Here is a 10321-nt window from a genome sequence, read left to right as displayed (position 1 = left end):
TCGCCCCGCCCCCGCTGTCCCTGTGGCAGCAGGTGCTGCGCGCGGCCGAGGCCGCCTTCCCGCACCGCCCGGCCCCCCCGGCCCTGACCGCCCTGACCGGCGGCCCGCCGGCCACCACCCCCCACCCGGCCCCCGGCACCCACCCGCACCCGGCCCCCGGCACCCACCCGCACCCGGCCCCCGGCACGCACCCGCACCCGGCCCCCGGCACGCACCCGCCCGGCGATCCGTACCTGTTCGACGCCCTCGCCGGGCACCTGACCGCCCTGTCCGGCACCGGAGCGCTGGTGGTCATGCTCGACCACGTGCACCGGGCCGACCCGGCCTCCCTGCGGATGCTGGCCCACCTGGCGCACCGGGTGGCGGACAGCCGGCTGCTGCTGATCGCCGCCCACCGCTCGCACGAGGCGCCGGAGCCGGCCGGGACGCTGGCCGCGCTGCCCGGCGTACGGCCCACGCGCATCGAGCTGCGCGGGCTCGGCCCCCGCGACACCCGGGCCCTGGCCAGCGCGATCGTCGGCAGCGAGGTCAGCAGCCGCACGGCCGAGGGGCTGTGCGCCCGCTCGGGGGGCAACCCGTTCTTCCTGCGCGAGATGATCCGGCTGCTGGCCGGCGAGCAGCGCGCCGACGGACCCCCCGCCACACCGGTCGCGGCCCCCGTGCGCGAGGTGGTCCTCCAGCGCCTGGCCCGGCTGCCCGAACCGGCGGCCGAGCTCCTCGCGGTCGCCGCCGTGGCCGGCCGCCACTTCGACGTCGAGGTCGTCGCCGACGTGGCCTCGACCGACCTCGACACGGCCCTGGCGGTCCTGGACCACGCGATCGCGGCGGGCCTGGTCGACGAGGACCCGCAACGGCTGGGCTGGTTCCGCTTCACCGACGCCGTCGTCGCCGAGGCCCTGTACGAGACCACCGGACGCATGCGCCGGGGACGGCTGCGGCTGCGCATCGAGGCGGCGGCCGGCCGCGCCTGGGCCGGCGAACGGCCGGCCGGCCGCCCGCCCGCCGCCCAGGCGGTCCGGGCGACATGACCCCCCGCCGGACCCGGCCGGCCCGCCCCCGGCCCCCCACCAGCCCCCCACACCCGCCGCCATGCGCACGGGCACAGCCGCCGGCCTGACGCCCGGCGGCGCCCCGGCCCCCCACCAGCCCCCCCACCGCCACCGCCACCAGCACGAGCACAGCCGCCGGTACCCGGCGTCAAGCCGGCGACGACCCGCCCCAAAGCCTCAATCAAGCCGCATGCCAGATGCTGAGACAAGGCAGCCGCGACAAGGCGTCGGCCGTGCGCGACCCGAAGGGAAGAACGTTCCATGACTGCACACGCCACGCTCGCCCGATTCCGCGAGTACATGGTGGGACCCGCACGGTTCATGAACCTGCTGTCCTGCTTCGAACTCGGCCTCGTCGACGCGCTGCGCGACCACCCCGGCATGACCGCGGCCGAACTCGGCGCCGTCTGCGGGGCCAAGCCCGGCGCGGTCGCCCAGCTGCTGAACCTGCCCGTCAAGGAGGGCTTCCTCGCCCACGACGAGACGGCCGGGACCTACCGCCTGGACGCGCTGGCCGACGTCGAGGACGTCGACCTGCAGCGGGTCCTGGACTTCATGGGCAAGATCAAGGCCACCACCCTGCGGCAGCTGTACTACCTCACCGAGAGCGTGCGCACCGGCACCATCGTCGGGCTGAGGGAACTCTACGGATTCGAGGGCGACCTGTACGGCGCGATGGCCCTCCACGCCGACCTGCGCGAACCGTGGTCGAAGCTGATGGACTCCGTCACCGACCGCATCGACCCCTGGTTCTTCGACAACATCGACATCCCGTCCGGCGCGCAGGTCCTGGACCTGGGCGGACACACCGGCCTGGGCGCCATCCACACCCACAAGTTCAAGGGCTCGCCCGGACTGCGCGTGACCACCTTCGACCTGCCCGACAAGCGCGAGGAATGCCTGGCCAACTTCCGCGCCAACGGCGTGGAGGAAACCTCCTCGTTCATCGGCGGAGACGTCTTCCAGAGCGTGCCCGAGGGCTTCGACACCATCCTGGTCAAGCACTTCCTGACCATGTTCGACAAGGACGACGTGCTGAAGATCCTCCGCAACGTCCACGCGTCCCTGCCGGCCGGCGGCCGGGTCCACATCCTGGGACCGATCTACGCCGAGAACATCAAGGAATCCTGGAGCGTCGACTACTACCCCTCCTTCTTCCTCGGCTGCGCCACCGGACAGGGCGGCCCGCAGAAGCTGTCGACGCTCGCGAGCTGGCTGGAAGAGGCCGGGTTCACCGTCACCCGGCAGATCTCCCAGAACCCGGCGGACCTGCCGCCGGACGTCCTGCCGCTGCAGGGCATCTTGAGCGCGACGAAGAACGGCTGACCGAGCGCAACCGCCTTTCGTGTCCACACCACTTGGGAGGGTCATGTCCCGCCGCCTGTTCACCTCGGAGTCCGTCACCGAGGGCCACCCCGACAAGATCGCCGACCAGATCAGCGACACCATCCTCGACGCCCTGCTGCGCCAGGACCCCACCGCGCGCGTCGCCGTCGAGACCCTGATCACCACCGGCCAGGTCCACATCGCCGGAGAGGTCGCGACCAGCGCCTACGTCGACATCGCCGACCTGGTGCGCACCACGGTCCTGGGCATCGGCTACGACTCCTCGAAGAAGGGCTTCGACGGCACCTCCTGCGGCGTGTCGGTGTCCATCGGATCCCAGTCCCCGGACATCGCCCAGGGCGTCGACCGGGCCTACGAGTCGCGCCACGAGGGCGACGAGGACGAACTGGCCCGCCAGGGCGCCGGCGACCAGGGCCTGATGTTCGGCTACGCGTCGGACGAGACCCCCGCCCTGATGCCGCTGCCCATCGACCTGGCCCACCGGCTCTCCCGCCGCCTGACCGAGGTCCGCAAGAACGGCACCGTCCCCTACCTGCGCCCCGACGGCAAGACCCAGGTCACCATCGAGTACGACGGCGACACGCCCGTGCGCCTCGACACGGTCGTCGTCTCCTCCCAGCACGCCTCCGACATCGACCTCGACGCGCTGCTCACCCCCGACATCCGCACCCACGTCGTCGAACACGTCCTGGCCCGCCTGGCCCAGGACGGCATCAAGCTCGACACCGACGGCTACCGGCTGCTCGTCAACCCCACCGGCCGCTTCGAGATCGGCGGCCCGATGGGCGACGCCGGCCTGACCGGCCGCAAGATCATCATCGACACCTACGGCGGCATGGCCCGCCACGGCGGCGGCGCCTTCTCCGGCAAGGACCCCTCCAAGGTCGACCGCTCGGCCGCCTACGCCATGCGCTGGGTCGCCAAGAACGTCGTCGCCGCGGGCCTGGCCTCGCGCTGCGAGGTCCAGGTCGCCTACGCGATCGGCAAGGCCGAGCCCGTCGGCCTGTTCGTCGAGACCTTCGGCACCCACACGGTCGACACCGAGAAGATCGAGCACGCCATCACCGAGGTCTTCGACCTGCGCCCGGCCGCGATCATCCGCGACCTCGACCTGCTCCGCCCGATCTACTCCCAGACCGCCGCCTACGGCCACTTCGGCCGCGAGCTGCCCGACTTCACCTGGGAGCGCACCGACCGCGCCGACGCCCTCCGGCAGGCCGCCCGGACCACCTGACCGCCCCCCCCTTTTTCCGGGCCGCCCCCCCTTTTTTCCGGCGGCCCGGGCCAGGGCCGTGGTGCGCGGCACCCCCCACCGCCGCGCACCACACCCCACCGCCGCCCCCACCGGGGCCGGCCACCCCCTCCTTGCGGGGCGGCGCCCGAGCCGTCCCCCGCGAATCGACCGAAGGGACCACGATGACCTCGCAGCAGGCGGGCCACGTGCTGATCGTCGGTGCCGGGATCGCCGGCATGGCGGCGGCCATCACCCTGCGACGCATCGGAGCACGCGTCGACCTGATCGACATCGAACCCGACTGGAGCGTGCTGGGCGCGGGCCTGACCATCACCGGCCCCACGCTGCGCGCGCTCAGGCAGCTCGGCGTGTACGACGAGGTCGCCGCGCAGGGCTACGTGGGCGAGGGCATCCGGGTGTGCGCCGTCGACGGCACCCACCTGCACGACGTCCCCACCCCGATGCCGCCGCAGGCAGGGGTGCGCGGCTCGGGCGGCATCGGCCGCCCGGCGCTGTACCGGATCCTGTCCTCCCGCGTCCTGGACCTGGGGGTGCGGCCGCGGTTCGGGATGTCGGTGGAGACGATCACACAGGACGCCGACGGCGTCGACGTCACCTTCAGCGACGGCACGGCGGGCCGCTACACCATGGTGGTCGCGGCCGACGGGATCTCCTCGCGCACCCGCCACCAGGTCTTCCCCCAGGCTCCCGAACCGCAGTACACCGGGCAGAGCGTGTGGCGGATGTTCGTGCCCCGCCCGCCGGGGGTGCGGGCCCGGCACTACTTCCTGGGCGGGCCGGTCAAGGTCGGCTGGACCCCGGTCTCGGCGACGCAGATGTACCTGTTCGTCGTCGAGCGCACCTCGCGCCGGTTCCGCCCGCCCCACGAGCTGCCCGGCGCCCTGGCCGGCCTGCTGGCCCCCTACGGCGGACACGTCGCCGCGTTCAGGGAGTCGATCGGCCAGGACACCGAGATCTCCTACCGCCCGCTGGAGTCGTTCGACCTGCCCGGGCCGTGGCACCGCGGGCGGGTCATCCTGATCGGGGACGCCGCCCACCCCACCACGCCGCAGCTGGCCTCGGGCGCCGGCATCGCGGTCGAGGACGCCCTGGTGCTGGCCGAGGAACTCGCCCGCCACCGCACGGTCCCGGCGGCGTTCGAGGCGTACTCGGCCCGGCACGAGCAGCGGTGCCGGTTCGTGGTGGCCAGTTCCATCGAGATCGGCAGGCTCGAACAGCAGCAGGCGTCCCCCCAGGCACAGACGGCCGTGGTGGAACGCGCGCTGGCCCGGCTCGTCGAACCGATCTGACACCACCCCGCCCGCCGCCGCCGGGGCCCGGTGGGGGTGTTCAGCCGGACAGGGCGAGCCGGCTGAGGTCGGCGCGCGGATAACTGCCCAGCACGAACGCGGCATGACGCCGGGCCAGGGCGGCCACGATGGGGCCCAGGGACGGGTCGTCCACGTGTCCCTCGCACTCCAGCAGGAAGGAATACGTGCCCAGGCCGAAACCGCCGGGCCGGGACAGCACCGCCGTCAACGGGACGGCGGAGCGGGCGAACTCCTCCAGCACGGTGTGCAGGTGCTGCATCTTGTCGGCCAGCGGCACGACCAGGCTGGTGCGGTCGACACCGGTGGGCAGGGCGCCGGCCACCGGCCGGGCGACCTTCACGAACCGGGTCACCGCATCGCGCCGGTCCCCGATGTCGCAGGCCAGGACCCGCAGCCCGTAGCGCCGCAGCGTGACCGGCGAGGCGATCGCGGCCCGGTCGGGCAGGCCCGCCGCGCCGACCTTCTGCGCGGCCTGCGCGGTGGAGCCCGCGGTCACCACCTCGGCCCCCGGCAGATGGGTGTTGAGCCAGCTGCGGCACTGCGCCAGCGCGACCGGATGCGTCAGCACCTGCCGTACCGTCTCCAGCGACCCCCCGGGCGGGACGGCGAGCGCGAACTCCACCCGCAGCAGCGTCTCGCCGACGATGCTCAGATCCCGCCCGGCGGTCAGCGAATCGACGGACTCGGTGACGGACCCTTCGACCGAGTTCTCCCACGGGATCACACCGGCCGCCGCCTCACCCCGGCGCACGGCGTCGAGGGCCTGGCGCACCGTCGGATACGGCACGGCCGCCTCCGACGGTACGGCCAGCCCGCTCAGGGCCGCTTCGGTGAACGAGCCGGAAGGTCCCAGATAGGCGATGGACTTCAAGGGATACCTCCCGGCTCGACCGGTCAGAGCGCACTCCAGGCCCCGGCGACGGCGACGGCCTGCCGGGGGTTGAGCCGCGGGTCGCACAGCGTGGTGTAACGGGTGTGGACGTCGCCCGGCCGGTCCTGGCTCCAGACGCATTCGGTCACGTCGTCCGGGGTGGTCTCCAGGTGCAGGCCGGCCGCGACCCCGCCCGCCCCGGCGACCGCCTGCTGGAAGGCCACCACCTCTTCGATGACGGTCTGCACCGACCGGGTCTTGACCCCGTCGGACGTCTTGACCGTGTTGCCGTGCATCGGGTCGCACAGCCAGGACACCGGATGCCCGGCCTCCCGCACCGCCGCCACCAGCGCCGGCAGCCGGGAGGCGACCTGGCCCACCCCCATCCGCGCGATCAGCGTCAGCCGGCCGGGCTCCCGGCCCGGATCGAGCCGTCCGCACAGCTCCACCAGCTCCGCCGCCGACATCCCCGGGCCCACCTTGCAGGCCACCGGGTTGGCCACCTGGGCCAGCAGCCGGACGTGGGAGCCCTGCGGGTCACGGGTGCGTTCCCCGATCCACGGCAGGTGGGTGGAGGACAGATAGCTCTGGCCGCCGGCCGTGCGGCGCAGCAGCGGCCGCTCGTAGTCCAGGACCAGCGCCTCGTGACTGGTCCACACCGGCGCCCCGGTCGGCGGCATCCAGGCACCGGTGCGCTGCCGCAGCAGCGTGGTGGCCTGGTCCGCCGACGCGTAGCAGGCCAGCATCCGCTCCGCGTCCGCCCGCCGCTCCTCGAAGGTGGCGGCCGGCCCGTTGACCAGATGGCCCCGGTAGACCGGCAGTTCGAGCCCGTCGACGACCTCGGTGGGGGAGCTGCGCGGCTTGGCGAACTGCCCGGCGATCCGGCCGATCCGGATGACCGGCTTACCGGTGTTGATCTTCATGACGCCCGCCAGCGCGTCGATCAGACCGATCTTGCGGTTGACCGCCTGCGGCCCGCACTCGGCGGGGTCCTCCGCACAGTCCCCGGCCTGGATGATCTGGTAGGTGCCGACGGCCGCCTCGGCCATCAGCATGCGCAGCATCTGCACCTCCTCCCAGCCCACCAGGCCGGGCCGGGCGGCCAGCTCCGCCCGCACCGCGGCCGCCCGGGCCGGGTCCGCCCACACCGGCTGCTGCTCCGGAGCGACGAGCCGGCCCGGGACCGGGGCGGGGGAGGGGGCCGCCGGCAGCCGCAGATCGCGGTCGCGGACGGGAGACGCGAGAGGCATCGCGGACATGATCATGCTCCTTGGGGCAGAGGGGAGTCAGTTCCCGGGGGCGGGGCACCCAGGTCGGGGCGCAGCGCCGACGCGGCACCGAGATAGACGTGGTGCATGGCGTAGCGGGGCCGGGGGCTGTGCACGTGCGCCAGGATCCGGATGACGCGGTGCAGCGAGCCGGGGACCGCGATCTCGGCGGTGCACAGCAGCGGCACATCGGTCAGGCCCAGCTTCCTGGCCGCGGCCGCCGGGAAGGCGGAGCGCAGGTCGTGGGTGGTGGTGAAGACGATGCTGATCAGGTCCGCATCGGTCAGATCGTTGCGCCGCAGGATCTCGCCGAGGAGTTCGGTGGTGGCCTGCTCGATGAGCGCGGGATCGTCGGAGGCGACCTGAGTGGCACCGCGCACGGCACGCACCGCGAGAGCGCCTGGCTCGATCACCTGACTGGTCGGGGTCGTCACTGGCTGGCTCCTGTGTCTGCGGAGAAGAAGGAGAAGGGGCCGGCGGCCCGCGGGGATCAGGCCGCCTGCCGCTCCAGCAGCTCGTGCAGGGCCAGGACGCTGCGGGCCTGCGGCAGCTCGTCCAGCGGCAGCGTCACCCGGTACTGCTTCTCCACCTGGGCGACGATCTCGATGAGGTTGAGCGAGTCGGCCTGGTAGTGGTCGAAGAGGTCCGCGGTGTCCTCGACGTCCTGCACGTCCAGCGCCAGGATCTCCGCGACGATCGAGCGGACCTTGAGCAGGGAGTTGTCGGTGCTGTTCATCTTCTTGTCCTTAGGTGTGATGCGGTCAGGGTGCGGCGGGCAGCAGGCTCGAGGAAGGACGCGAGACGACGAGCATCGAGCCGACGGTCAGGACCGTCCGGCCCGCCGCCCGCGTCTCACCCGTGAACTCGCCCACCCCGCCGGAGTGGTGACTGAGCCGTACGTGGTGTTCCAGGACGTCGCCGGGCAGCGCCGGCGCGCCGTAGACCAGGCCGCGGATGCCCACCATCAGCGGGACCTCCTCGGCCGGGCCGAGCTCGGCCAGCGACCACAGCAGCGACACCGCCTGACCGAACGACTCCAGAAGCAGCACCGACGGATAGGCGAAGCCGCCGGGCCCGGCCGTCTGCGCCATGTCCCGGTAGCAGTCCTCCCCGCCGGTGACCGCCTTGGTGGCCACCAGCGCGTCGGGCGGCGAGAACGTGCGGACCGTGTCGAGCAGAAGCATCGGCGGGCGCTGGCGCAGCCGGGACCGCACCTGGCTGTGGTCGAGCAGCGGCCGGTCGTGGTCAGACATCGCCCGCCTCCGGCTCCAGCGTCACCGACAGCTCCGCCGCCATCTGACCGTCGGCCCGCGTGCCGCGCGCCCGCACCGCGACCGGGCCGTCCGGCCCGGCCGTCACCAGCAGCGACAGCGTGAGCTCGTCGCCCGGGAACAACGGCCGGGCGAAACGGGCCCGGTCGATACGGCGCAGCCGCAGCCGCGCGCCCACGGCCGCACCGGCCGCCTGGCGCACACAGTCGACCAGCAGGACCCCCGGGAAGATCGGGAAGCCCGGATAGTGGCCGACCATCTGCGCCGCGGCCCGCTCCACGGGCACCCGCACCGTGACGCGGGTGCCCGTGGAGCTCTGCTCGATCAGCGGCCGGCCGTCCAGCGCGTCGAACACCTCCGCCGTTCGCGAGGGAGCAGACACGACGCTCCTCAGCCCAGGCCCGGCTCGGACAGCAGGCGCTTGGCGAGCTCCTCGACGTAATCGGTGATCGTCACGTCGTGGTCGAGGTACGGAACCACCTCGCGCACCTGCTCGTACAGCCGCCGCGTCGCCGGCGACAGGCCCTCGGTGCCGCGGATGTCGACGGCCTGCGCGGCGCACAGCAGCTCGAAGGCGACCACGTGGGCGACGTTGTCCAGCACCTCGGCGGCGCGCCGGGCGGCGACGAAACCGAAGGACACGATGTCCTGGAAGTCGCCGGTCGAGGTCAGCGACTGGATGGAGATGGGCATGCACTTCGCGCGGGTCTCCGCGGTCAGCGACGCCGTCATGAACTGGCCGCCCATCAGACCCAGCCGCAGGCCCGGGTTCTCGTTGCACAAGAACGCCGGCAGGCCCTCGCTGTTGGTCTTGTCGAGGTACCGGTCGATGCGCCGGTTGGACAGGTTCATCAGCGTGGTCAGCGAGATCGCCAGGTGGTCCATCGCCATGGCCACGTACTGCCCGTGGAAGTGCCCGTTGTGGAACACCTCCTCCTCGTCGGGGTCGATCAGCGGGTTGTCGTTGGAGGAGTTCAGCTCGTCCTCGACGACCTGCTCGATGGAGGCGAGGCTGTCGACGACCGGCCCGAGGATCTGCGGGGTGCAGCGCACCGAGTAGGCGTCCTCGATGGACTTCGACCCCGCCTTGGCGGTGTCGCCCATCTCGCCCGACAGAAGGTGCTCGGTGTCCAGCTCGTCGACCGCCAGGGTGGAGTCCGCCAGCGTCTCCCACAGGAACTTGGCGACCTGCTGCTGACCCTTGTGCGGCTTGAGGGCGTGGACCCGCGGGTCGAACGGCTTGGTCTTGCCGGCCAGACCCTCCACCGACAGCGCCGAGATCAACAGGTAGGTCCGCAGCAGCCGCTGGGCGCGGGCCAGGTTGAGACTGCCCAGACCCACCATGCCGGAGGTGCCGTTGATCAGCGCCAGGCCCTCCTTGAAGCTCAGCTCCATCGGCTCGATGCCCACCCGGCGCAGCGCCTCGGCGCCCGGCAGCACCTCGCCGTCCAGGCGCGCCTTCCACTGGCCGATGCAGACCAGGGCGATCGCGGCCAGCGGACCCAGGTCGCCGCTGGTGCCCAGCGAGCCCTTCTCCGGCACGCAGGGGATGACCCCCGAGTTGCGTATCGCGATCAGCTTGTCCAGGTTCGTCATGGAGATCGCCGAGTTGCCGCGGGACAGCGACACGATGCGGGACGTCATGATCGCGCGGACCGTGTCGTCGTCCAGGTGGGTACCCACATTGGTCGCCACGGCGTTGAGCAGATTCTCCTGGAGCTGCCGGGCCATCGTGACCGGCACCAGGTAGTTGACGAACCCGCCCATGCTGGTGTTGACGCCGTAGATGACCCGCTCCTCGGCGACGAACTTCTCCAGCGTGCGGCGCGAGGCCTGCACGCGTGCGCGCACCGTGTCGTCGATGGCCACGTTCTCGGCCGAGAGCGCGGTCGAGGCGACGTCGGTCAGCCGTACCCGCCGGCCGATGGACAGGGTGTAAGTCACGTGTGG

The 10321-nt window shown here is 72.6% G+C and carries 10 protein-coding genes and 1 pseudogene; 4 read left to right on the top strand and 7 right to left on the bottom strand.

What is annotated here, in order from left to right; genetic code table 11:
* The 4 genes and pseudogenes from ACFYUS_RS34625 to ACFYUS_RS34610 all read left to right on the top strand — a co-directional run.
* A pseudogene (locus ACFYUS_RS34625) lies at positions 1-1028 on the top strand (hypothetical protein); the annotation flags it as partial.
* Positions 1029-1310: 282 nt separating this feature from the next.
* Complete coding sequence (locus ACFYUS_RS34620) at positions 1311-2375, top strand: methyltransferase (RefSeq protein WP_388861438.1); 1065 nt, start codon at positions 1311-1313, stop codon at positions 2373-2375.
* Between the two features lie 43 nt (positions 2376-2418).
* Positions 2419-3630, top strand: a complete 1212-nt coding sequence (gene metK / locus ACFYUS_RS34615; protein WP_388861436.1) for a methionine adenosyltransferase — start codon at positions 2419-2421, stop codon at positions 3628-3630.
* A 182-nt stretch (positions 3631-3812) separates the two neighbouring features.
* Positions 3813-4940, top strand: a complete 1128-nt coding sequence (locus ACFYUS_RS34610) for an FAD-dependent monooxygenase (protein ID WP_388861434.1) — start codon at positions 3813-3815, stop codon at positions 4938-4940.
* Between the two features lie 40 nt (positions 4941-4980).
* Here the strand turns inward: ACFYUS_RS34610 and pheA are convergent, their stop codons facing one another.
* The 7 genes from pheA to ACFYUS_RS34575 form a co-directional block, all read right to left on the bottom strand.
* The gene (gene pheA, locus ACFYUS_RS34605) at positions 4981-5832 is read right to left on the bottom strand and encodes a prephenate dehydratase (protein WP_388861432.1); all 852 of its coding nucleotides are present in this window, start codon (positions 5830-5832) and stop codon (positions 4981-4983) included.
* A 23-nt stretch (positions 5833-5855) separates the two neighbouring features.
* Positions 5856-7082, bottom strand: a complete 1227-nt coding sequence (locus ACFYUS_RS34600) for a 3-deoxy-7-phosphoheptulonate synthase (protein WP_388861445.1) — start codon at positions 7080-7082, stop codon at positions 5856-5858.
* 11 nt (positions 7083-7093) lie between these two features.
* Entirely contained in the window at positions 7094-7480 is a 387-nt protein-coding gene (aroH, locus tag ACFYUS_RS34595; RefSeq protein ID WP_388861430.1) for a chorismate mutase, read from the bottom strand.
* Between the two features lie 110 nt (positions 7481-7590).
* Positions 7591-7836, bottom strand: a complete 246-nt coding sequence (locus ACFYUS_RS34590; RefSeq protein ID WP_388861428.1) for an acyl carrier protein — start codon at positions 7834-7836, stop codon at positions 7591-7593.
* Positions 7837-7861: 25 nt separating this feature from the next.
* Entirely contained in the window at positions 7862-8353 is a 492-nt protein-coding gene (locus tag ACFYUS_RS34585) for a 3-hydroxyacyl-ACP dehydratase FabZ family protein (protein ID WP_388861426.1), read from the bottom strand.
* A complete protein-coding gene (locus tag ACFYUS_RS34580) occupies positions 8346-8753 on the bottom strand; it encodes a 3-hydroxyacyl-ACP dehydratase FabZ family protein (RefSeq protein WP_388861424.1) in 408 nt (135 codons plus the stop codon). Before ACFYUS_RS34580 ends, ACFYUS_RS34585 begins: the two co-directional genes overlap by 8 nt.
* An 8-nt stretch (positions 8754-8761) precedes the next feature.
* Complete coding sequence (locus tag ACFYUS_RS34575) at positions 8762-10315, bottom strand: phenylalanine aminomutase (D-beta-phenylalanine forming) (protein WP_388861422.1); 1554 nt, start codon at positions 10313-10315, stop codon at positions 8762-8764.
* Between the last annotated feature and the right edge of the window lie 6 nt (positions 10316-10321).

Source organism: Streptomyces sp. NPDC004284 (genome assembly GCF_042874035.1).
In the GTDB taxonomy this organism is placed as follows: domain Bacteria; phylum Actinomycetota; class Actinomycetes; order Streptomycetales; family Streptomycetaceae; genus Streptomyces.
Note: the sequence above shows the minus strand (reverse complement) of the source record. Positions and strands in the feature narration are given on the sequence as shown.

Coding starts and splice junctions, on each gene's coding strand:
- ACFYUS_RS34620 (WP_388861438.1), top strand. CDS start 1,311: ATGACTGCACACGCCACGCTCGCCCGATTCCGCGAGTACATGGTGGGA.
- metK (WP_388861436.1), top strand. CDS start 2,419: ATGTCCCGCCGCCTGTTCACCTCGGAGTCCGTCACCGAGGGCCACCCC.
- ACFYUS_RS34610 (WP_388861434.1), top strand. CDS start 3,813: ATGACCTCGCAGCAGGCGGGCCACGTGCTGATCGTCGGTGCCGGGATC.
- ACFYUS_RS34600 (WP_388861445.1), bottom strand. CDS start 7,082: ATGCCTCTCGCGTCTCCCGTCCGCGACCGCGATCTGCGGCTGCCGGCG.
- ACFYUS_RS34590 (WP_388861428.1), bottom strand. CDS start 7,836: ATGAACAGCACCGACAACTCCCTGCTCAAGGTCCGCTCGATCGTCGCG.
- ACFYUS_RS34585 (WP_388861426.1), bottom strand. CDS start 8,353: ATGTCTGACCACGACCGGCCGCTGCTCGACCACAGCCAGGTGCGGTCC.